The following is a 21,135-nucleotide window of genomic DNA, read 5'->3' as shown; positions in this document are numbered from 1 at the left end:
CATGAAGAAAGTCATCCACAGCCTCGCGCCCTGGGCGTTGCCGGTGTTGCTGCTGGCGGTGTGGCAGTTGTCGGTGTCGGCGGGCTGGTTGTCGACACGGATTCTGCCGGCACCGGTGGCCGTGATCGAGGCCGGTGTGAGTCTCGTGCGCAGCGGCGAAATCTGGACGCACCTGGCAATCAGCGGCTGGCGCGCCGCGCTGGGCTTCACCATCGGCGGCAGCATCGGTCTGGTGTTGGGCTTCATCACCGGTCTGTCGAAGTGGGGCGAACGCTTGCTCGACAGTTCGGTGCAGATGATCCGCAACGTGCCGCATCTGGCGCTGATTCCGCTGGTGATTCTGTGGTTTGGTATCGACGAGTCGGCGAAGATTTTTCTGGTGGCGTTGGGCACGTTGTTCCCGATCTACCTCAACACCTATCACGGCATCCGCAACGTCGACCCGGCGCTGGTCGAGATGGCGCGCAGTTACGGGTTGAGCGGCTTCAGCCTGTTCTGGCAGGTGATTCTGCCGGGTGCGTTGCCTTCGATTCTGGTCGGTGTGCGCTTCGCCCTGGGCTTTATGTGGCTGACGCTGATCGTCGCCGAAACCATTTCTGCCAGCTCCGGCATCGGCTATCTGGCGATGAATGCCCGGGAGTTTTTGCAGACTGATGTGGTGGTGCTGGCGATTCTGCTTTACGCGGTACTCGGCAAACTCGCCGACCTCGCGGCACGTGGACTTGAACGTGTGTGGCTGCGCTGGCACCCGGCCTATCAGGTTGCCAAAGGAGGTGCAGCATGACCGCTCAACAACCTCCACGCCTGCTGCGCGGGATTCCGCTGGCAGTGCGCAATCTGCAAAAAACCTTCGGCACCCGGCAGGTGCTGCGCGATATCGATCTGCACATCCCGGCAGGGCAGTTTGTTGCTGTGGTCGGGCGCAGCGGTTGCGGCAAAAGTACCTTGCTGCGTTTGCTTGCCGGCCTCGATCAGCCGACTGGCGGCGACTTGCTCGCAGGTGCTGCGCGGCTCAGCGATGCGCGGGAAGACACCCGATTAATGTTCCAGGAAGCACGGCTGTTGCCGTGGAAAAAGATCATCGACAACGTCGGCCTCGGGCTCACAGGCAACTGGCGCCCACAAGCGTTGGCTGCACTGGAAGCGGTCGGCCTGGCGGATCGCGCCAATGAATGGCCAGCAGCCTTGTCCGGTGGGCAGAAGCAGCGGGTCGCTCTGGCCCGAGCCTTGATTCACAAGCCGCGTCTGCTGTTGCTCGACGAACCGCTCGGCGCGCTGGATGCGCTGACCCGCATCGAGATGCAGCAACTGATCGAACGCCTTTGGCAGCAACACGGTTTCACGGTGTTGCTGGTCACCCACGACGTCAGCGAAGCGGTGGCGATTGCCGACCGGGTGATTCTGATCGAGGACGGCGAGGTCGGCCTCGACCTGCACATCGAACTGCCGCGCCCACGGGTACGCGGTTCGCATCGGCTGGCGGCGCTGGAAACCGAAGTGCTCAACCGAGTGTTGTCCCTGCCCGGCGAGCCGCCGGCGCCGGAACCCGTTTCACCCTTGCCTACGCAGTTGCGTTGGGCGCAATAACTCAAGCAAACGACAGGAATCATTGCCATGACTATCAAAGCCATCAACGTACGCAACCAGTTCAAAGGCTCGATCAAGGAAATCGTCCTGGGCGACGTGCTGTCGGAAATCGACGTGCAGACCGCTTCCGGCATCGTCACTTCGGTCATCACCACGCGCTCGGTAAAAGAGCTGGAACTGGTGGTCGGCAGCGAAGTGATCGCCTTTGTGAAATCCACCGAGGTATCGATCGCCAAGTTGTAAGCCGGTGATAAAAAACAACCCCGGAGGGTGTGAGCCCTTCGGGGTTTTCATTTGTTTGAAGATCAAAAGATCGCAGCCTTCGGCAGCTCCTACAGGTGAACGCATTCCAGATGTAGGAGCTGCCGAAGGCTGCGATCTTTTAGCGTTTAGGCAGATAGGGCGGTAAATACAACCCGATATAAGCATCAAACACGCGCATCCCTTCCTCGGCCATGCGTGGCGTGATTTGCCCATGTAGCTGCACCGAGCGCGCATAAACCCGGTCGCCCAATTCCATCGCCAGGGCAAAGACATCAACGTCGGTCGGCAGCCTCGGCAGTTCGAAGTGATGGTCGAACAGCTTGTGCATCAGGTCGCCCAGTTCGATGTCGTGTTGACGGTCAGCCTGGGTGACTTCGGTCAGGCCATGCTGGGCGAGAATCAACTGGCGGGCGGCGGCGTCTTCGTCGTAAATCTCCAGCATCCGCTGTTCGACCAGCCGCGACAGGTCGCGCCAGTCGCGCAGGGCATCGTGATCGATCGGCGCTTGCAGGCAGGCGCGGAATGCCGCGTGCACATCCGCCGTCAGGGCTTCAAGCAGCGCCGGGACGCTGGCGAAGAAGTGGTAAACCGAAGAGGGCGGAATCTGCGCGCGCTCGGCCACGCTGTAGATCGACAGGCTGGCCACACCCTCGGCGGCCAGCAACGTGCGCGCGGCGTCGAGTATCGAGTCGATCCGCGCCTGACTGCGGGCACGGGGTTTACGGACGGGGGCGGGACGCGTCATGAAAGTCTCCTGCGGGGCAGCGGGCATTGTACGAGCCGGTTTGTGTGTTGTCTGCCGACCTGTGGCGAGGGGATTTATCCCCGATGGGCTGCGAAGCGGCCCCAAAGCCATTCAGCTTGGTGTATCAGGAATAACTGGTTCTCAGGGTTTACGGCTGCTGTGCAGCCGATCGGGGATAAATCCCCTCGCCACAGAGGCCATAAAAAAACGCCGCAGGCTGTGATAGCCAACGGCGTTTCTTTGTAGCTGCAATCCGCTTAAACGGTATGCAGATACCAGTTGTACTCGAGGTCGGAGATGGAGTGTTCGAACTCCTCCAGCTCGCTCTCTTTACAGGCGACAAAGATATCGATGTATTTCGGATCGATGTACTTGGCCATCACCTCGCTGTCGTCCAGCTCACGCAGGGCATCGCGCAAGTTGTTCGGCAGGCTTTGTTCGTTCTGCTCGTAGCTGTTGCCTTCGACGGGCGCGCCCGGCTCGATCTTGTTGGTCAGGCCGTGATGCACGCCGGCCAGCACCGAAGCCATCAGCAGGTACGGGTTGGCATCGGCACCGGCAACGCGGTGTTCGATCCGCACGGCATCGGCCGAGCCGGTTGGTACGCGAATCGCCACGGTGCGATTGTCCAGGCCCCAGCACGGCGAGTTCGGCACGTAGAACTGTGCGCCGAAACGACGGTACGAGTTGACGTTAGGGCAGAGGAAAGCCATCTGCGCGGGCAGGGTCTCGAGCACACCGCCGATCGCGTGACGCAGCGCGGCGTTCTGCTCGGGATCCTCGCTGGCAAAAATGTTTTTGCCTTCTTTATCCAGAATCGAAATGTGCACGTGCAGACCATTGCCCGCCTGGCCAGGGTAAGGCTTGGCCATGAAGGTGGTGTCCATTTCATGGTCGTAGGCGATGTTCTTGATCAGCCGCTTGAGCAGTACCGCGTAGTCGCATGCCTTGATCGGGTCGGCGACGTGGTGCAGGTTCACTTCAAACTGCGCCGGGGCACTTTCCTTGACGATGGCGTCGGCTGGAATGCCTTGCTCTTTGGCGCCTTCCAGAATGTCCTGGAGGCAATCGACGTATTCGTCCAGGTCGTCGATCAGGTAAACCTGAGTCGAGTGCGGACGTTTGCCGGAAACCGGTGAGCGTGGTGGTTGCGGACGACCGTTCACGTTCTCCTGGTCGATCAGGTAGAACTCGAGCTCGAACGCGGCGCAGATGGTCAGGCCCATTTCATCGAACTTGCGCACGACATTAGCCAGTACTTCACGCGGGTCAGCGAAGAACGGCTGGCCTTCGAGTTCGTGCATGGTCATCAACAGTTGCGCGGTAGGGCGCTTCTGCCATGGCTCGTTGCACAGGGTATCGGGGATTGGATAGCAGATACGATCGGCGTCGCCGATGTCCAGGCCCAGACCGGTGCTTTCCACCGTCGAACCATTGATATCCAGAGCAAATAGAGAGGCCGGCAGGTTGATGCCTTTCTCGTAAACCTTGTGGAGGCTGGTGCGTTCAATGCGCTTGCCGCGCACCACACCATTCATATCCGCAATCAGAAGGTCAACGTACAGAACCTCAGGATGTTCCTTAAGGAACGCGTTCGCTTCGTTGAGCTGAACGGCACGCGGGGGTACCGACATGATGCAACACCTTTGTTGTTAAAAATATCAATCATTGATCTTTTCTGGTTTCAGTCAACCCGAACGGCCTGCCGAAGTCAAGCGAGGCCTTTTTTGCCCTAAAAAAGCGCTGCAAGGGCGTTTATGGGGCATTTTCGGGCGGTTTTTAGCCCTTGTGACGCTTGGCATCCGCAGGCTTGAGCAGGCCGTGTTGTATTTTTTACGGGGGTGTTGTGTAAAAAAATGAACAAGGCTAAGCTCCGATCAAACCCATAACAGCAATAATACCGGGGTGCTTCATGTCTCGCCTGTCGATAATCGGCGTCACCGACTGCTCGCAACAGTCCGGTCTGCATGCTTATCACATCAGTGGCGAATCGTCCGTGCATAGCGCAGCCAACAAGGCTCGCAGGCTGCCGACGATGTTCTCGTCCACAGCAGTCGCCGAAACGGCAACGTCCGATATTCTGGACGCACGGGAAGCCATCCTCTTTATGGTGTCTCCTTCCAATATAGATCTCTTTCTTTCACAAAGCCTGTGCCGCTTTTCAAGCCGTGCTCATGATTCTGCACGTGCCGGTTGTGCACAGGAAATGCAACGCCAGCGTAAAGGGCAGGTAAGCTCCTCTTTCATTGTCTATGCGCGGTGCCGGGCGTAAGCCGGCACTGCGCGCAAGCAAACCCCCTTTAACGCGACGCGCAAGCGTCAAACTTTGCCTGACGTCATGTCAGGAGACTCAGCCCAGAGGCATTTATGAGTAACAACCTCGACCAGCTCACCGATTGGTTGAAAGACCACAAGATCACAGAAGTCGAATGCATGATCGCCGACTTGACCGGTATCACCCGGGGCAAGATTTCGCCGACCAACAAGTTCATCGCCGAAAAAGGCATGCGCCTGCCCGAAAGCGTTCTGTTACAGACCGTGACTGGCGATTACGTCGAAGACGACATCTATTACGAACTGCTCGATCCGGCTGACATCGACATGATCTGCCGCCCCGACCAGAACGCCGTGTACCTGGTGCCGTGGGCCATCGAGCCAACCGCTCAGGTGATCCACGACACCTACGACAAGCAAGGCAACCCGATCGAGCTGTCGCCGCGCAACGTTCTCAAGAAGGTACTCAAACTCTACGCCGACAAGGGCTGGCAGCCGATCGTGGCGCCAGAGATGGAGTTTTACCTGACCAAGCGCAGCGACGACCCAGACTACCCGTTGCAGCCGCCGATCGGCCGCTCCGGGCGTCCGGAAATCGGTCGTCAGTCGTTCTCTATTGAAGCGGCTAACGAATTCGACCCGCTGTTCGAAGACGTCTACGACTGGTGCGAGTTGCAGGAGCTGGATCTCGACACGCTGATCCACGAAGACGGCACCGCGCAGATGGAAATCAACTTCCGTCACGGTGACGCGCTGTCGCTGGCCGACCAGATCCTGGTGTTCAAACGCACCATGCGCGAAGCCGCGCTCAAGCACGACGTGGCCGCCACGTTCATGGCCAAGCCGATGACCGGTGAGCCGGGCAGCGCCATGCACTTGCACCAGAGCATCATCGACATCGAGACCGGCAAAAACGTCTTCTCTAATGAAGACGGGACCATGAGCCAGCTGTTCCTGCACCACATCGGTGGCCTGCAGAAGCTGATCCCGGAATTGCTGCCGCTGTTCGCCCCGAACGTCAACTCGTTCCGCCGCTTCCTGCCGGACACCTCGGCGCCGGTGAATGTGGAGTGGGGCGAAGAAAACCGCACCGTGGGCCTGCGCGTCCCGGATGCCGGCCCGCAGAACCGCCGCGTGGAAAACCGTCTGCCGGGCGCCGACGCCAACCCGTACCTGGCGATTGCCGCGAGCCTGCTCTGCGGTTACATCGGCATGGTCGAGGGCCTCAACCCGAGCGCGCCGGTGGTGGGTCGTGGCTATGAACGCCGCAACCTGCGCCTGCCGCTGACCATCGAGGATGCGCTGGAGCGCATGGAAAACAGCTCGACCGTCGAGAAATATCTGGGCAAAACTTTCATCACAGGCTACGTCGCGGTCAAGCGGGCCGAGCATGAAAACTTCAAGCGCGTGATCAGTTCGTGGGAGCGTGAATACCTGCTCTTCGCCGTCTGATACGCCGGGCGCGGTGGTCAGCCGCCGCGCCTTCACCGATAACAAGGAGAATTGGCATGACCAGCAACAACCCGCAAACCCGTGAGTGGCAAGCGCTGAGCAGCGACCACCACCTGGCCCCGTTCAGCGATTTCAAGCAGCTGAAAGAGAAGGGCCCGCGGATCATCACCAACGCCAAGGGCGTATACCTGTGGGACAGCGAAGGCAACAAGATCCTCGACGGCATGGCCGGTCTGTGGTGCGTGGCCATCGGTTACGGTCGCGATGAACTGGCCGATGCCGCCAGCAAACAGATGCGCGAACTGCCGTACTACAACCTGTTTTTCCAGACTGCTCACCCGCCGGCACTGGAACTGGCCAAGGCCATCTCCGACATCGCGCCAGCAGGCATGAACCACGTGTTCTTCACCGGTTCCGGCTCTGAAGGCAACGACACCATGTTGCGCATGGTTCGCCACTACTGGGCGATCAAGGGCCAGCCGAACAAGAAAGTCATCATCAGCCGCAAGAACGGTTATCACGGCTCCACTGTGGCCGGCGCGAGCCTGGGCGGCATGACCTATATGCATGAGCAGGGCGACTTGCCGATCCCGGGCATCGTCCACATCGGCCAGCCGTACTGGTTCGCTGAAGGCGGCGACATGTCCCCGGAAGAATTCGGTCTCTGGGCGGCCAATCAGCTGGAAGAGAAAATTCTCGAAGTCGGCGTCGACAACGTCGGTGCCTTTATTGCCGAGCCGATCCAGGGCGCCGGCGGCGTGATCATTCCGCCCGACAGCTACTGGCCGCGCATCAAGGAAATCCTCGCCAAGTACGACATCCTGTTCGTCGCGGATGAGGTGATCTGTGGTTTCGGCCGTACCGGTGAGTGGTTCGGTAGCGATTTCTACGACCTCAAGCCCGACATGATGACCATCGCCAAGGGCCTCACCTCCGGCTACATCCCGATGGGTGGCCTGATCGTGCGCGACGAAGTCGTCGCGGTGCTCAACGAAGGCGGCGATTTCAACCACGGTTTCACCTACTCCGGTCACCCGGTGGCGGCGGCCGTGGGCCTGGAAAACATCCGCATCCTGCGCGACGAAAAGATTATCGAGAACGTGCACAACGAAACGGCACCGTATTTGCAGAAACGTCTGCGGGAACTGAACGATCACCCGTTGGTGGGTGAAGTTCGCGGGGTCGGTCTGCTGGGGGCGATCGAGCTGGTGCAGGACAAGGGCACTCGCAAACGTTACGAGGGCAAGGGCGCAGGCATGATCTGTCGCCAGTTCTGCTTCGACAACGGGCTGATCATGCGCGCCGTGGGCGACACCATGATCATCGCGCCGCCGCTGGTAATCAGCAAAGCGGAGATCGACGAGCTGGTTACAAAGGCACGCAAGTGTCTGGACCTGACCCTCAGTGCGTTGCAGGGCTAAGTGCTAGGCTTTGTGCGGGAAAGCCCCGGCGCTCTCGCGCAAAGCTGTCAGAAAGGCTGGTCTTTCCTTGAAAGACCGCCTCGGATCTTGCCAGACTAGCCGCGGTTCCAGTTGTCCGGGTTCGGCCGCTGAACAAAGTGGTTCAAAAAAGAAAAATTTGGAGCATTACGCATGAAGGCATTAGGCAAAAAGCTTGCTGGCAAGACACTTCTCGCTCTGTCCATCGCGGGCATGATGGCGGGTGCGGTGCAGGCGGACGACAAGGTGTTGCACGTCTACAACTGGTCCGACTACATCGCACCGGACACCGTGGCCAAGTTTGAAAAAGAGTCTGGCATCAAAGTCGTCTACGACGTGTTCGACAGCAACGAAACCCTGGAAGCCAAACTGCTGGCCGGTAAATCCGGTTACGACATCGTGGTGCCTTCCAACAACTTCCTCGCCAAGCAGATCAAGGCCGGCGTGTATCAGGAGCTGGACAAGTCCAAGCTGCCGAACTGGAAGAACCTCGACGAAGACCTGCTCAAAGCCGTTGGCGATGCCAGCGACCAGGGCAACAAACACGCATTCCCGTACATGTGGGGCTCGATCGGCATCGGCTACAACCCGGAGAAGGTCAAGGCTGCACTGGGCATCGACAAGATCGACTCCTGGGACGTCGTGTTCAAGCCTGAGAACATGGAGAAGCTGAAAAGCTGCGGCGTAAGCTTCCTCGACGCACCGACCGAAATGATTCCGGCGGCGCTGCACTATCTGGGCAAGCCGACCAACAGCAAAGACAAGGCTGACCTGAAAGCCGCCGAAGATCTATTCCTCAAGATCCGGCCTTCGGTCGCCTACTTCCATTCCTCCAAGTACATCTCCGACCTGGCCAACGGCAACATTTGCGTGGCCGTGGGTTACTCGGGTGACCTGGAGCAGTCGAAGTCGCGCGCCAAGGAAGCCGGTGACAAGGTCAAGCTGGCCTACACCATTCCGAAAGAAGGCGCCGGTACGTTCTACGACATGGTTGCCATGCCAAAGGATGCCACCAACGTCGAAGCTGCCTACAAGTTCATGAACTACCTGCTGCAGCCGGAAGTGATGGCAGAGATCACCAACGCCGTGCGTTTCCCGAACGGCAACAAGGCGGCCACGCCGCTGGTGGACAAAGACATCACCAGCGATGCGAGCATCTATCCTTCGGCTGAAGTGAAGAAGCAGCTCTACGCGATCAGTGATCTGGATGCCGCCACACTGCGTCTGATCACCCGCAGCTGGACCAAAATCAAATCCGGTAAATAAACCGGTTTGAAGCCGCAACCGCTGGCCGTCGTCTGCGCGACGGCGGCCAGCGGAATAATTAAATGACAGAAAGTTTTGCTGGAACGGTTTTTCGAGGGTAAGTTGCGCGCCGGTTTTGTTGCCGGGCAGCCATGGCTGCCATGCAGCGCTGGGCAACTTGGGCCCAACTAATTTTAGAGGACCTTCACGTGCCTATTTTTTCTTGTTTGCGCAATGCCCTGCTGGCCGCTGCCGGCCTGACGATCGCCGTCGGTGCCCAAGCCGCCGGCACGGTGCATATTTATAACTGGTCGGATTACATCGGCGAATCGACCCTGGCCGACTTCCAGAAAGAGACCGGGATCAAACCGGTCTACGACGTGTTCGACTCCAACGAAACCCTGGAAGGCAAGTTGCTCGCCGGGCGTACCGGCTACGACGTGGTCGTGCCGTCGAACCACTTCCTCGGCAAGCAGATCAAGGCGGGCGCGTTCCAGAAACTCGACCGGGCGCAGCTGTCGAATTACTCGAATCTCGACCCGGCGCTGCTCAAGCGTCTGGAGCAGAACGATCCGGGCAACCTGTACGCCGTGCCGTACCTGTGGGGCACCAACGGCATCGGCTACAACGTCGATAAAGTGAAGGCTGTGCTCGGCGTCGACAAGATCGATTCCTGGGGCGTGCTGTTCGAGCCGGAAAACATCAAGAAGCTGCAAAGCTGCGGCGTGGCGTTCCTCGATTCGGCCGATGAAATGATGCCGACCGTGCTCAACTATATGGGCCTGAATGCCAACAGCACCAATCCCAAGGACTACGAGAAAGCCACCGACAAATTGCTCGCCGTGCGCCCCTACGTAACCTACTTCCATTCTTCGAAATACATCGGCGACCTGGCCAACGGCGACATTTGCGTGGCCATCGGTTTCTCCGGCGATATCTTCCAGGCGAAGAACCGCGCAGCAGAAGCCAAGAAGGGCGTGAACATCGCCTACACGGTGCCGAAAGAGGGTGGCGCGTTGTGGTTCGACATGCTGGCGATTCCCAAGGATTCGTCGAACGTGAAGCAAGCCCACGCGTTCATCAACTATCTGTTGAAACCTGAGGTGATCGCCCAGGTCAGTGATTCCGTCGGTTACGCCAACCCTAACCCGGGCTCGGACAAGCTGATGGATCAATCCATCCGTACCGATGAGTCGGTTTATCCGCCGCAGGCCGTGATCGACAAGGCCTACGTGTCGACCGAGTTGCCACCGAACATTCAGCGCCTGATGACCCGCAGCTGGACCAAGGTCAAGTCGGGGATGTAAGGCACACACTATCCTGGGTTCGCCTTGCGGGGCGAACTGCACTGTTTTTTTCTGGGAGTTTCGTAAATGGCAGTTGCCTCCGGCGCCTATAAGAAAGCCCTCGAGGGCGACCAGACACCGAAGCAGGTGTTGGTCAAAATCGACCGGGTCACGAAGAAGTTCGACGAGACGATTGCCGTGGACGACGTGTCCCTGGAAATCAAAAAGGGCGAGATCTTTGCCCTGCTCGGCGGTTCGGGATCGGGCAAATCCACTCTGCTGCGGATGCTGGCAGGGTTTGAACGGCCCACGGAGGGGCGCATTTTTCTCGACGGCGTCGACATCACCGACATGCCGCCGTACGAACGTCCGATCAACATGATGTTCCAGTCCTACGCCTTGTTTCCGCACATGACCGTAGCGCAGAACATCGCGTTCGGTTTGCAGCAGGACAAGATTCCCAAGGCCGAAGTCGAAGCCCGCGTGGCCGAGATGCTCAAACTGGTGCAGATGAGCCAGTACGCCAAGCGCAAGCCGCATCAACTGTCTGGCGGTCAGCGTCAGCGTGTGGCCTTGGCGCGTTCGCTGGCCAAGCGGCCGAAGCTGTTGCTGCTCGACGAACCAATGGGTGCACTGGATAAAAAACTGCGTTCGCAGATGCAGCTCGAACTGGTGGAAATCATCGAGCGCGTCGGCGTGACCTGCGTGATGGTGACCCATGACCAGGAAGAGGCCATGACCATGGCCGAGCGCATCGCGATCATGCACCTGGGCTGGATCGCCCAGATCGGCAGCCCGATCGACATCTACGAAACCCCGACCAGCCGTCTGGTCTGTGAATTCATCGGCAACGTCAACATCTTCGAAGGCGAAGTGATCGACGACGCCGAAGGTCACGCGACCATCACCTGCAAGGACCTCGACCGGCAGATCTATGTCGGCCACGGTATCAGCACCTCGGTGCAGGACAAGTCGGTCACCTACGCGATTCGTCCGGAGAAACTGCTGGTCACCGCCGAACAACCAACCTGCGAATACAACTGGTCGAGCGGCAAGGTGCATGACATCGCCTACCTCGGCGGGCACTCGGTGTTCTACGTCGAACTGCCGAGCGGCAAACTGGTGCAGTCATTCGTTGCCAACGCCGAACGCCGTGGCGCCCGTCCGACCTGGGGCGATCAGGTTTTCGTGTACTGGGAAGATGACAGCGGTGTGGTACTTCGCTCATGAACATGCGCAAATTCAAACGGCGCATTAACCGAATAATTCCCAATGGCCGCCAACTGGTCATCGGGGTTCCGTTCATCTGGCTGTTCCTGTTCTTCATGTTGCCGTTCTTCATTGTTCTGAAGATCAGCTTCGCCGAAGCCGACGTGGCCATTCCGCCGTACACCGAGATCTACACGTTTGCCGAGCAGAAGCTGCAACTGCTGCTGAACCTGGGCAACTACGCGATGCTGGCGGGCGACGAGTTGTACATCGCCGCGTATCTCGGCTCGCTGAAGATGGCGCTGATCAGCACCGTTCTGTGCCTGGCGATCGGTTACCCGATGGCCTACGCCATCGCCACGGCCCGCAAAGAAATGCAAACGGTGCTGGTGCTGCTGATCATGATGCCGACGTGGACGGCGATCCTGATCCGCGTTTACGCGTGGATGGGCATCCTCAGCAACAACGGCCTGCTCAACGGATTCCTGATGAGCATGGGCTTTATCGACGAGCCGCTGCAGATCCTCAACACCAACCTCGCGGTGTATATCGGCATCGTCTACTCGTACCTGCCGTTCATGATCCTGCCGCTGTACGCCAACCTGGTGAAGCACGACAACAGTCTGCTGGAAGCGGCTTCTGACCTGGGTTCGAGCACCTTCAACAGCTTCTGGAAGATCACTATTCCGCTGTCCAAGAACGGGATCATTGCCGGCTGCATGCTGGTGTTCATTCCGGTCGTGGGCGAGTTCGTCATCCCGGAACTGCTTGGCGGTCCGGAAACCCTGATGATCGGTAAAGTGCTCTGGCAAGAGTTCTTCAACAACCGTGACTGGCCGGTGGCGTCCGCGCTGGCGGTGGTGATGCTGGCGATCCTGATTGTGCCGATCATCCTGTTCAACCGCAGTCAGGCCAAGGAAATGGAGGGTAAAGAATGAAGCGCATCCGTTTCTCCAGCCTGATGCTGGTCGTGGGCTTGTTGTTCATCTACCTGCCGATGCTGATCCTGGTGATCTACTCGTTCAACGCCTCGAAACTGGTGACGGTGTGGGGCGGCTGGTCGATCAAGTGGTACGTCGGTCTGCTCGACAACTCGCAATTGATGGGCTCGGTGCTGCGCTCGCTGGAAATCGCCTGCTACACGGCGGTGGCTGCGGTAGCGCTGGGTACTTTGGCTGCATTCGTGCTGACGCGCATCACCCACTTCAAGGGCCGTACGTTGTTCGGCGGCCTGGTGACGGCGCCGTTGGTCATGCCCGAGGTGATCACCGGTCTGTCGCTGTTGCTGCTGTTCGTGGCCATGGCGCAGATGATCGGCTGGCCACAGGAACGTGGCATCGTCACCATCTGGATCGCGCACACGACGTTCTGTGCGGCTTATGTGGCGGTGGTGGTGTCGGCGCGCCTGCGTGAGCTGGACCTGTCGATTGAAGAAGCGGCGATGGACCTGGGTGCGCGGCCGTGGAAGGTGTTCTTCCTGATCACCATCCCGATGATCGCGCCATCGTTGGCGGCGGGCGGCATGATGTCGTTCGCGCTGTCGCTGGACGACCTGGTGCTGGCAAGCTTCGTGTCGGGCCCGGGTTCGACGACGTTGCCGATGGAAGTGTTTTCGGCGGTGCGCCTGGGCGTGAAGCCTGAGATCAACGCCGTGGCCAGCCTGATTCTGCTGGCGGTGTCGATCGTCACCTTCATGGTCTGGTTCTTCAGCCGCCGCGCCGAAGAAGCCCGCAAGAAAGCCATCCAGCAAGCCATCGAAGAAAGCGCTGCCGATTCGTGGAAACAGCCAGACGTGCGCCGCGCGCCTGCGCCGGGAGCTGTGTAAGCCGGTTGGGTTGATCACAACTTTGTGATCAACCCAAATACCCGTGAGAGCGAGCCTTTGTGGCGAGGGGATTTATCCCCGTTGGGCTGCGCAGCAGCCCCCTTCTTTTTGGATCAAAAGAGGGGGCGCTTCGCGACCCAACGGGGATAAATCCCCTCGCCACAGAGTTCACTTTCACACTGTGGTTCATGCAGTCCAGGGAGAATTGCGGATGACCTCGACAAAGTTCATCGGTTTGAACCCCGGCTCCTGATCCTTCAGCACGTCGGTCTTCACGTTGCCGAACGTGGTCTGCGGACGATGCCGCAAGCCGTCGGCAAACGCGCAGATGATGCACTCCTTGAAACCTTCCCCGCGTGGATGCGCATGCACCACTGCCTCACGTTGCACGGTGCTGAACGCCGCGTAATCCATACCCAGCACATCCATTTCCACACCCGCCGTCACCAACGCCACGGTTGGTCGCAGATGCTTGGGTACGCCCGGCGTGGTGTGCAGGGCAATCGATAACCACACCTGCTCGATGTCGTCATCGCTCAATCCATAGGGCTTGAGAAAAGCCGCTGCCGCGTTGGCACCGTCCACCTCGAAGCGTTCATCGTCACTGCGATAACCTTCGACCAGGCCTGCGTCATGAAACATCGCGCCGACGTACAACAGCTCCGGATCGTAGGCCAACTGTTGGCGCTCACCGCTGAGCGCACCAAACAGAAACACCCGGCGTGAGTGGTGATAGAGCAGGTCGGATTCGATGTCGCGGATGTACTCGGTGGTGGCGCGGGCGAGGGCGCTGTCAGGGATTTTGATGCCGGCAATGGTCGTGCTCATGAGCGCTTTCCTCGTCGTAAACGCCGTCGTGGCGTTGATGGGGAAAGTCTGTTCCCGGGGCTGCAAGCGAACAATCGACGCATGGCTGCGATCCTTGCCAATCGACCTGCAAATCGTGCCAACTGAGCTGATTGGATGGTTGGCAGATTCTCAGGAGGCCTCAAGAGAGATGAACAGAACCGTCGCCATCGTCGTGTTCCCCGGCGTGCAATCGCTGGATGTCACCGGCCCGTTGGATGTATTCGCCGAGGCCAACCGGTTCCTGGCGGCCGAGGATCACTATCGGTTGGAAGTGATCGGTGTCGAGCACGGGCCAATGGCGTGTTCCAACGGCCTGATCCTGAATGCTCATCGACACTTCAGCGAAGCACCCGACGCCTGTGATCTGCTGCTGGTCGCTGGCGGGCCGCAATTGCCGTTCATGGATTTCGGCAAGACCTTCGATGCCTGGCTACGTGATACCTGCGCGCGATCACGGCGTTTCGGTTCGATCTGCAACGGCGCGTTCATGCTCGCCCGCGCAGGTTTGCTGGAAGGACGCACGGTCACCACGCACTGGAACGACGCGCAGGCATTGGCGCAGTTGTGCCTGTCGACGCAGGTCGAAGCGGATCGCTTGTATGTCGAGGACGGCGCGCTCTACACCTCGGCGGGGGTGACGGCGGGGATTGATCTGTCGTTGTACCTGCTGGCGCGTGATCACGGAGCGGAAGTGGCGCTGAGCGTGGCCAAGCGGCTGGTGGTGTTCACTCAGCGTTCCGGTGGGCAGTCACAGTTCAGCCCATTCCTGACGCCACACGCGGAGCCGACATCGGCCGTGGCGATGGTGCAGCTTTATGTGCTGGCCAACCTGACCGGGGATCTGACCATTGCCGATCTGGCCAATGCGGCGAACATGAGTGCACGCAATTTTTCCCGGGTGTTTGCCCGTGAAGCGAGGATCACCCCGGCCGAGTTCGTCGAGCGGGCGCGGGTGGATGCGGCGCGAGTGATGCTCGAAAGCACCAAGGCGCCGTTGAAGACCGTGGCATATCAGTGCGGATTTCGCGATGCGCAGCATATGCGCAGTGTGTTCAATCGCAGGTTGGGCGTGACGCCGCAGCAGTTTCGGCTGAATTTTGCGGTCATCATCTGAGGTCAGTAGTGCTCTTCAAGGCCCCATCGCTGGCAAGCCAGCTCCCACAGGATTTTGAGTCGATCACGGATTTGTGAACGCCCGAAAAACCTGTGGGAGCTGGCTTGCCAGCGATGGGGTCATTCCATCGAACCTAGAACTACTGCGCAGCTCGCGCCGGCAGCAGCTTCAACGTACTCCGGGTATTCGCCGATACCTCTTCCTCGCTGAAATGCGCCTGCACGTAAATCCCGTCGACATACGCTTCAGCCTGATCGTCATAGTGACGATCAAACGGCACGCCGCTCTGCCCTACCGGATTGATCGTCAAGCTGTGCGCCGGATCAGCGAAGTCAACCAGGCGCCGCGTCGAAGGCCCGTAGGTCACCGGCCACGGCGCCGGGCCGATCTTCGCCGAGAGGTTGTTCGGCACTTCATGACTGCCCGGTGCGGCGAACGGCCCGACGTTGAAGATTCGATCCAGCGGCTTCTGCTGCCCCAGCGGATGTCCGTGGGTCAGCGTGTGCGCCGTGCCCCATTGCCACCCGGACGCATCGTCACCGAGGGTCAGCTTCAAGTGCTTCATGCTCGCCTGCCATGCCGCTCGCACGGTATCGGCGCGAGTCTCTTTGGTGGGCGTGTTGCGGTTATCCCACCAGACTGAATCAGCATTCGCCGCCAAACGTGGCAATGCCGAATCAATCACCCGCGTTGACAACAGCGTGTCGAAAAAGTCATTGCCCAACTCATCGCGCATCGCCGCATCGGCGAGGTCGTAGAGGAACTGGTTGAACACCGTCGCACTCACCGAATCCAGCGGATAGTCGCCTGGCCACTGCGCCAGTTGTTCGACCAGTTTCAACTGCGCCGGATCGCTCACCACCTCGCGCAGCACGGGCAGCAGAGGCGCCAGCAAACGCGGGCCATAACCGGTGGCGGTGCCCAGTTGCAGTTTTTGGTTAGCCTCATTGGTCCACTTCACATTTTTGTCGCTGAGCTGCCGATTGAGCTGCTGGCCACGGTCGGCGAGGTTGTAGTAACCGGGAATCTCCATGCCGGTCGGCGACACGGGCTGGAAGTTGGCCGAGACGATGTAGCCGCGTGCCGGGTTTTCTTCCTGCGGGTTGGCGCTGAATGGGAAGAAACCGTCCTTGTTCGCTTGATCAGTGCTGCCATCGAGAATGAAGCCCGGCTTGACCCCGGCGGGGCGCTTGGGCAACAACGCCGAAGCCCACCAGGCGATATCGCCCTTGGCGTTGGCGTAAACAAGGTTGAGCCCCGGCGCCTGTACTTTGGCCGCAGCGGCGCGGGCCTTGGCCAGGGTGTCGGCGCGGTTGAGCTGATAGAAACCTTCGAGAATCGGGTTCGGTGTTTCGAGGAACGCCCACCACATCGCGATCGGTGTCTTGCCGGCGGCGGCGCCCAGCGCATCGTTGACGATCGGACCGTGGGGCGACTGACGCAAGGTAATCGTCACCGGCGCCTGACCCTTCACGGCGATCTGTTGTTCAGTGCTGACCATGTCGGTCCACTGACCGCGATACCAGACCTGATTCGGGTTGTCCGGATTGACCTTCTCGGCGATCAGATCCAGATCGTCGTTCTGGAACATGGTCAGGCTCCAGCCGAAATCCAGGTTGTGCCCCAGGAACGCGAAAGGCACCAGCGCCTGATGATGGCCGTAGAGCTCAAAGCCCGGCGCTGACAGCTGCGCTTCGTACCACACCGACGGCACCGAAAAGCGAATATGCGGATCACCGGCCAGCAGCGGTTTGCCGCTCTGGCTGCGACTGCCCGAAATGACCCAGGCGTTGCTGCCTTCGAATTGCGGCAGACCGTTGTCGATCAGCGCCTGTTCACTGAGGCGGGCGAGGGCGTTGAGGTCTTTCCAGTCATTGGCGGCGAGGGCCGGTTTCGGGTTGGCGTGATCTTTGGCCAGCACACCTTTCGGCTGCCAGTCGAGGTCGAAGACGTTGAGGTAATCAGCGCCGAGTTGATCGCGCACATACGTCAGCAACGGTTCTGTGCGAAACGCGGCGGCAAAGCTGTAGGCCATGTAACCGGCGACGCTGATGCTGTCTTCAGCGGTGAATGGCCGTTTGGGGATACCCAGCACGTCGAACTCGATCGGCGCGGCGTGGGCGTCCTGATATTGATTGATGCCGTCCAGATAGGCTTGCAGGCCCTTCCACGCCGGTGACTGCTTGTCGAGGCTGGCCACATAACTGGCGGCGCGCTCACGAATGCGCAAACTGCGAAACAGTTTGTCGGTGTCGAGCAGTTTCGGCCCGAGCACTTCGGCCAGTTCGCCCCGGGCGAGACGGCGCATGGCTTCCATCTGGAACAGGCGATCCTGGGCATGCACATAACCGAGGGCACGGTAGAGGTCGGTTTCGTTCTCGGCGCGGATGTGCGGCACGCCGCGCTCGTCATAGCGCACGGTCACCGAGCCTTGCAGGTTGCGCAGTTCAATCTGGCCCTGGCGTGTCGGCTGTTTGCTGTAGATGTACCCGCCAGCGCCAGCGAGCAGGACAACGATGAGCAAGGCAAGAACGGTGAACACGCGCTTCATGGTGACTCCTTGTGCATGCGGGATTGCCGCCCGTCGGGCTGCAAACAATTAGCACAGACCTTCTGTGCCGTGCATCGCTGTCCTTGAAAAGTCCGGAATGCCTTATTGCGCCTGCACCGGCCACGGGCAATAGCAGCCGACCGCCAGAGTATGCGTGGCATTCACCGGACGATCATCCGTCAACGCGTTCAGGATTGGTTCGATAAAACTGTTGCTGGAGTTGCAGGTCAGGCCTTCGCTGTAGGGGCCGAAGTACGCGAGTTTGCCGCTGCGGTCCCAGATCGCCACGGCGGGGCTGGCGGGAATCTGCTCGGCGCCGGGCAATACCTCGATGGTTTTCAAGCTGCTTAAGGTGGTGGGTAACTGGCCGTGGCTGCCGGGTCGCTGCACCGCGAAAAACTCGACGCCTCTGGCACTGAAATGCTCGACCATCTCGGTCAGGTGCTGCTGATTGCCGACGTTGCAGGGGCAGGCCGGGTCCCAGAAATGCACCAGGCGAATCTTGCCAGGTCCGGCGAGATCGTCCGGCAGGCGCAGCGGGTCGCCGGAAAACACGGCAGTGTGCTCGCTGAACGCGCGCAAATATCGGCCTTGAAACCAGTCGTACGCCGTCCACAAAACCCCGGCACACACAAGCGCGAGAAGGCTGGCAAACAGTGCGGTGCGGTAGGACGAACGCATGTATTTCGATCCTTGAGGGGCGGCTAGCTTGCCATGCTTGCCGCGACAGATGAATATCGCAAGCCGATAAAGTCTGTTCACCGCTCTGGAATTTGCCTCATGTCCGCTACTTTCGACCCCGATCAATTACGCGCCAGCCTCAAGCCTTTGGCCGAGTGGCAGCCGTTGTCGGAGGAGGCGAAGGCCTATCAGCGCTTCTATAAAACTGATTTTCCCGAGCGTGATGTCTGGCGCGGCATGGGCCGTTTTGACGTCGATGGCTACGAACTGGTCAGCCATTGCTGGTGGCCGGAGAAGGTCAAGGGCACGCTGTTTCTGCTGCACGGTTTCTATGACCACACCGGGCTCTATCGGCATTTGATCGAGTGGGCGCTGGATCAGGATTTCGCAGTGATCGCCTGCGACTTGCCGGGGCATGGCCTGTCGAGCGGCGCGCGGGCGAGCATCCGTGACTTCTCTGAATATCAGGACGCGCTGCAAGCCTTGTTCGTCGAAGCCAATTCGATTGCCCTGCCGCAGCCGTGGCACTTGTGTGGGCAAAGTACCGGCGGCGCGATTGTGGTCGACCATGTGCTCAACCATGGCGAGAGCAGTCCGGCGCAGGGGCAGGTGATTTTGCTGTCGCCGCTGGTACGACCGCGGGCGTGGGGCTGGTCGCAGCTGAGTTATTACCTGCTGCGACCTTTCGTACGGGGCATCGCGCGGCGCTTCAGCGAGAACTCCAACGATCCGGATTTCCTGCCGTTTCTGCTGGCCGATCCGTTACAACCCAAGCGCTTGCCGACGGCATGGGTCGGGGCCTTGTCACGCTGGATCAACCGGGTGGAGTTCGCCAAAAAAAGTCCGCGACGGCCGCTGATCATTCAGGGGCAGGCGGACATGACCGTGGACTGGCAGCACAATCTGCAGGTGTTGAAGTTGAAGTTCGATCGACCGCAGATCTTGCTGCTGCCCGAGGCACGGCATCATCTGGCGAATGAGACGGCTGATATGCGTGAGGAGTATTTCGAGTTTTTGAGCAAGCGGATCAGAGGGCGGAATCTCTGAAGCGTTAAGGCAAGATCAAAAGATCGCAGCCTTCGGCAGCTCCTACAGGGGGACGCGTTTCAATGTAGGAGCTGCCGAAGGCAGCGATCTTTTAAGGTTGGCCCACCGCCAACCCAGCCCGAATCGCCGCCAGCGCGGCCTGGTAATACGCCTTGCCCTCGGTCGACTCGGCAAACGTCGCAAACTCTTCCAGCTCGTTATCCGACAGATCGCGATACACGTAGAGCAGCGTGTTGTTCATGTCCGCGCCGATCTGATCCATCAAGCGCTGACGTTGACCGTTCAACATGCCTTGCGCCTGACCGCCGCCGAGCAGTCCCGGAATCATCGAACTCAAACTGTCCGCCGCGACGCCGGCAATCGCCAGGCTGACCTCGGCGCCAGCCTCCCTAGCAGGCAGCGCCTGGGCGAGATGGCCGATGATCAGCAGGCGGCTGTCGCTGGCCGGCATTTTCGGCAGGCCCTTGGCGTTCTTGGCCAGTTGATCGCGGCGGGTCGCGAGCAATTCAGCGGCAACGATTTTCTTGCCCAGTGGCGACTGGAAAAAAGACAGCGCAGGTTTCGGGTCGGCGAGGTTCTGCCGTAGCTGCGCCTCAGCGCGTTGATCCATGGCCTGCGGCGCGAAGCGCTGGTTGCTGTTGTTCACCAGCGCTTGAAACACGGCGGGCGGCAGGCTGTTTTGATAGCGCTGCTGCGCGGCACTCAGGGCGTCATTGAAATGCGCACGTTGTTCTGGCCAGCCGGCGACCTTGTACAGCTGATCGTGGCCGTCCGCCCAAGCGGGCAAAACACAGAACATCAACAGTGAAAAAAGCAAACGGCGCATAGGGACTCCTGTCAGCAGCGGACTATTCTCCGTGCGGTGCCGTGACTTGTCGAGAATTCGTAACAAGCCGCCGCGTGGCTCTGTCGGATTTCTTGCCGCCGACATACTATGCGCGCCATGCAAATATCCTCTGAACACCCGCTGCTGCTGCGCATTGTCGACGACCTGGCCGATCACGGCTGGTCGCAGCAGAACATTTTCCTGCCCGCCGGTTTGACCGGCGAGCTGGCGGCCGAGTGCCGCAGACGTGAAGCCGAGGGCGAGCTCGCGCCGGCGGCGGTCGGTCGTGGGCCGTTTTCAGAGATTCGCGAGGGTATTCGCGGCGACCATATCCAATGGATCGATCCGGGGCAGGCTGAGGCCAGTGACCGTTATCTGAACCTGATGGACAGCCTGCGCGAGGCGCTCAACCGTGGCTTGTTCATGGGGCTAGAAGACTTCGAGTGCCATTTCGCCCTGTATCCGCCGGGCGCGTTTTATCGCAGGCACGTCGACCGCTTTCGCGACGATGACCGGCGCATGGTCTCGGTGGTGGTTTACCTCAATGATGCCTGGCTGCCGGAGGATGGCGGTCAGCTACGCATGTATCTGGGCGATGATCGCGTTCACGATGTGCAGCCTACCGGTGGTTGTCTGGTGGTCTTCCTCTCCGGCGAAGTGCCGCATGAAGTTCTGCCGGCCCATCGCGAGCGCCTGTCGCTGACCGGCTGGTTCCGTCGTCGTGGCAACGAGCCTTTCTGA

20 protein-coding genes are annotated in these 21,135 nt (G+C 59.8%); 14 read left to right on the top strand and 6 right to left on the bottom strand.

Annotated elements, in window-relative coordinates; translation table 11 throughout:
* Window position 1 precedes the first annotated feature (1 nt).
* The 3 genes from ssuC to ACA061_RS25705 are packed head-to-tail and all read left to right on the top strand — an operon-like array spanning window position 2 to window position 1,830.
* Window positions 2–784 carry an aliphatic sulfonate ABC transporter permease SsuC gene (gene ssuC, locus ACA061_RS25715; protein WP_150616800.1) on the top strand — a complete coding sequence of 261 codons (783 nt, stop codon included), beginning with the start codon at window positions 2–4 and terminating at the stop codon, window positions 782–784.
* Window positions 781–1,587: an aliphatic sulfonates ABC transporter ATP-binding protein gene (gene ssuB, locus ACA061_RS25710; RefSeq protein WP_150616799.1), complete on the top strand. Its 807-nt coding sequence runs from the start codon at window positions 781–783 to the stop codon at window positions 1,585–1,587. The genes ssuC and ssuB overlap by 4 nt, the downstream gene beginning before the upstream one ends.
* A 27-nt stretch (window positions 1,588–1,614) precedes the next feature.
* Window positions 1,615–1,830 (top strand): TOBE domain-containing protein, encoded by a 216-nt coding sequence (locus ACA061_RS25705; RefSeq protein WP_003229256.1) that lies wholly within the window; start codon window positions 1,615–1,617, stop codon window positions 1,828–1,830.
* Window positions 1,831–1,969: 139 nt separating this feature from the next.
* On the opposite strand, the gene ACA061_RS25700 is transcribed toward ACA061_RS25705, so the two are convergent.
* Complete coding sequence (locus ACA061_RS25700; protein ID WP_210553421.1) at window positions 1,970–2,596, bottom strand: TetR/AcrR family transcriptional regulator; 627 nt, start codon at window positions 2,594–2,596, stop codon at window positions 1,970–1,972.
* 257 nt (window positions 2,597–2,853) lie between these two features.
* Entirely contained in the window at window positions 2,854–4,230 is a 1,377-nt protein-coding gene (locus ACA061_RS25695; protein ID WP_150604743.1) for a glutamine synthetase family protein, read from the bottom strand.
* Window positions 4,231–4,508: 278 nt separating this feature from the next.
* Here ACA061_RS25695 and ACA061_RS25690 point away from each other — a divergent pair, with 278 nt between their 5' ends.
* The 8 genes from ACA061_RS25690 to ACA061_RS25655 all read left to right on the top strand — a co-directional run bounded on the left by ACA061_RS25690 (window position 4,509) and on the right by ACA061_RS25655 (window position 13,326).
* Window positions 4,509–4,868, top strand: a complete 360-nt coding sequence (locus ACA061_RS25690; protein WP_497300261.1) for a gamma-glutamyl-gamma-aminobutyrate hydrolase family protein — start codon at window positions 4,509–4,511, stop codon at window positions 4,866–4,868.
* A 95-nt stretch (window positions 4,869–4,963) separates the two neighbouring features.
* Window positions 4,964–6,322 (top strand): glutamine synthetase family protein, encoded by a 1,359-nt coding sequence (locus ACA061_RS25685; RefSeq protein ID WP_129395970.1) that lies wholly within the window; start codon window positions 4,964–4,966, stop codon window positions 6,320–6,322.
* A 56-nt stretch (window positions 6,323–6,378) separates the two neighbouring features.
* A complete protein-coding gene (locus tag ACA061_RS25680) occupies window positions 6,379–7,743 on the top strand; it encodes an aspartate aminotransferase family protein (protein ID WP_210553423.1) in 1,365 nt (454 codons plus the stop codon).
* A 171-nt stretch (window positions 7,744–7,914) separates the two neighbouring features.
* The gene (locus tag ACA061_RS25675; RefSeq protein ID WP_210553424.1) at window positions 7,915–9,027 is read left to right on the top strand and encodes a polyamine ABC transporter substrate-binding protein; all 1,113 of its coding nucleotides are present in this window, start codon (window positions 7,915–7,917) and stop codon (window positions 9,025–9,027) included.
* A 188-nt stretch (window positions 9,028–9,215) separates the two neighbouring features.
* Window positions 9,216–10,313, top strand: coding sequence for a polyamine ABC transporter substrate-binding protein (locus tag ACA061_RS25670; protein WP_150602043.1), 1,098 nt, complete (start codon window positions 9,216–9,218; stop codon window positions 10,311–10,313).
* Window positions 10,314–10,379: 66 nt separating this feature from the next.
* Window positions 10,380–11,522, top strand: a complete 1,143-nt coding sequence (locus ACA061_RS25665; protein WP_150602042.1) for an ABC transporter ATP-binding protein — start codon at window positions 10,380–10,382, stop codon at window positions 11,520–11,522.
* 35 nt (window positions 11,523–11,557) lie between these two features.
* A complete protein-coding gene (locus ACA061_RS25660) occupies window positions 11,558–12,439 on the top strand; it encodes an ABC transporter permease subunit (RefSeq protein ID WP_338049930.1) in 882 nt (293 codons plus the stop codon).
* Complete coding sequence (locus ACA061_RS25655; RefSeq protein ID WP_210553425.1) at window positions 12,436–13,326, top strand: ABC transporter permease subunit; 891 nt, start codon at window positions 12,436–12,438, stop codon at window positions 13,324–13,326. The genes ACA061_RS25660 and ACA061_RS25655 overlap by 4 nt, the downstream gene beginning before the upstream one ends.
* Before the next feature lie 186 nt (window positions 13,327–13,512).
* On the opposite strand, the gene ACA061_RS25650 is transcribed toward ACA061_RS25655, so the two are convergent.
* Window positions 13,513–14,154, bottom strand: a complete 642-nt coding sequence (locus tag ACA061_RS25650; RefSeq protein ID WP_210553426.1) for an HD domain-containing protein — start codon at window positions 14,152–14,154, stop codon at window positions 13,513–13,515.
* Window positions 14,155–14,323: 169 nt separating this feature from the next.
* Between ACA061_RS25650 and ACA061_RS25645 the strand changes: the two genes are divergently transcribed.
* Window positions 14,324–15,289 (top strand): GlxA family transcriptional regulator, encoded by a 966-nt coding sequence (locus ACA061_RS25645; protein ID WP_210553427.1) that lies wholly within the window; start codon window positions 14,324–14,326, stop codon window positions 15,287–15,289.
* 139 nt (window positions 15,290–15,428) lie between these two features.
* Here ACA061_RS25645 and ACA061_RS25640 read toward each other — a convergent pair whose 3' ends face one another.
* Both ACA061_RS25640 and ACA061_RS25635 read right to left on the bottom strand, forming a co-directional pair.
* Window positions 15,429–17,840, bottom strand: a complete 2,412-nt coding sequence (locus ACA061_RS25640) for a penicillin acylase family protein (RefSeq protein ID WP_497300260.1) — start codon at window positions 17,838–17,840, stop codon at window positions 15,429–15,431.
* Between the two features lie 102 nt (window positions 17,841–17,942).
* Window positions 17,943–18,521, bottom strand: coding sequence for a DUF6436 domain-containing protein (locus ACA061_RS25635; protein ID WP_150602036.1), 579 nt, complete (start codon window positions 18,519–18,521; stop codon window positions 17,943–17,945).
* Between the two features lie 99 nt (window positions 18,522–18,620).
* On the opposite strand from ACA061_RS25635, the gene bipL reads away from it, so the two are divergent.
* The gene (gene bipL, locus ACA061_RS25630; protein WP_150616792.1) at window positions 18,621–19,568 is read left to right on the top strand and encodes a phospholipase BipL; all 948 of its coding nucleotides are present in this window, start codon (window positions 18,621–18,623) and stop codon (window positions 19,566–19,568) included.
* A 91-nt stretch (window positions 19,569–19,659) separates the two neighbouring features.
* Here the strand turns inward: bipL and ACA061_RS25625 are convergent, their stop codons facing one another.
* Entirely contained in the window at window positions 19,660–20,394 is a 735-nt protein-coding gene (locus ACA061_RS25625) for a DUF2059 domain-containing protein (protein ID WP_150616791.1), read from the bottom strand.
* Between the two features lie 108 nt (window positions 20,395–20,502).
* On the opposite strand from ACA061_RS25625, the gene ACA061_RS25620 reads away from it, so the two are divergent.
* A complete protein-coding gene (locus tag ACA061_RS25620; RefSeq protein WP_150616790.1) occupies window positions 20,503–21,135 on the top strand; it encodes a 2OG-Fe(II) oxygenase in 633 nt (210 codons plus the stop codon).

It is taken from the genome of Pseudomonas sp. LBUM1668, from assembly GCF_059695715.1.
The sequence above is the reverse complement of the archived record's forward strand: the minus strand, read 5'-3'. Positions and strand labels throughout refer to the sequence as shown.

Excerpts from the sequence above, each read along its gene's own strand:
- ssuC (WP_150616800.1), top strand. The coding sequence starts at position 2 with ATGAAGAAAGTCATCCACAGCCTCGCGCCCTGGGCGTTGCCGGTGTTG.
- ssuB (WP_150616799.1), top strand. The coding sequence starts at position 781 with ATGACCGCTCAACAACCTCCACGCCTGCTGCGCGGGATTCCGCTGGCA.
- ACA061_RS25705 (WP_003229256.1), top strand. The coding sequence starts at position 1,615 with ATGACTATCAAAGCCATCAACGTACGCAACCAGTTCAAAGGCTCGATC.
- ACA061_RS25700 (WP_210553421.1), bottom strand. The coding sequence starts at position 2,596 with ATGACGCGTCCCGCCCCCGTCCGTAAACCCCGTGCCCGCAGTCAGGCG.
- ACA061_RS25695 (WP_150604743.1), bottom strand. The coding sequence starts at position 4,230 with ATGTCGGTACCCCCGCGTGCCGTTCAGCTCAACGAAGCGAACGCGTTC.
- ACA061_RS25690 (WP_497300261.1), top strand. The coding sequence starts at position 4,509 with ATGTCTCGCCTGTCGATAATCGGCGTCACCGACTGCTCGCAACAGTCC.
- ACA061_RS25685 (WP_129395970.1), top strand. The coding sequence starts at position 4,964 with ATGAGTAACAACCTCGACCAGCTCACCGATTGGTTGAAAGACCACAAG.
- ACA061_RS25680 (WP_210553423.1), top strand. The coding sequence starts at position 6,379 with ATGACCAGCAACAACCCGCAAACCCGTGAGTGGCAAGCGCTGAGCAGC.
- ACA061_RS25675 (WP_210553424.1), top strand. The coding sequence starts at position 7,915 with ATGAAGGCATTAGGCAAAAAGCTTGCTGGCAAGACACTTCTCGCTCTG.
- ACA061_RS25665 (WP_150602042.1), top strand. The coding sequence starts at position 10,380 with ATGGCAGTTGCCTCCGGCGCCTATAAGAAAGCCCTCGAGGGCGACCAG.
- ACA061_RS25655 (WP_210553425.1), top strand. The coding sequence starts at position 12,436 with ATGAAGCGCATCCGTTTCTCCAGCCTGATGCTGGTCGTGGGCTTGTTG.
- ACA061_RS25650 (WP_210553426.1), bottom strand. The coding sequence starts at position 14,154 with ATGAGCACGACCATTGCCGGCATCAAAATCCCTGACAGCGCCCTCGCC.
- ACA061_RS25645 (WP_210553427.1), top strand. The coding sequence starts at position 14,324 with ATGAACAGAACCGTCGCCATCGTCGTGTTCCCCGGCGTGCAATCGCTG.
- ACA061_RS25640 (WP_497300260.1), bottom strand. The coding sequence starts at position 17,840 with ATGAAGCGCGTGTTCACCGTTCTTGCCTTGCTCATCGTTGTCCTGCTC.
- ACA061_RS25635 (WP_150602036.1), bottom strand. The coding sequence starts at position 18,521 with ATGCGTTCGTCCTACCGCACCGCACTGTTTGCCAGCCTTCTCGCGCTT.
- bipL (WP_150616792.1), top strand. The coding sequence starts at position 18,621 with ATGTCCGCTACTTTCGACCCCGATCAATTACGCGCCAGCCTCAAGCCT.
- ACA061_RS25625 (WP_150616791.1), bottom strand. The coding sequence starts at position 20,394 with ATGCGCCGTTTGCTTTTTTCACTGTTGATGTTCTGTGTTTTGCCCGCT.
- ACA061_RS25620 (WP_150616790.1), top strand. The coding sequence starts at position 20,503 with ATGCGCGCCATGCAAATATCCTCTGAACACCCGCTGCTGCTGCGCATT.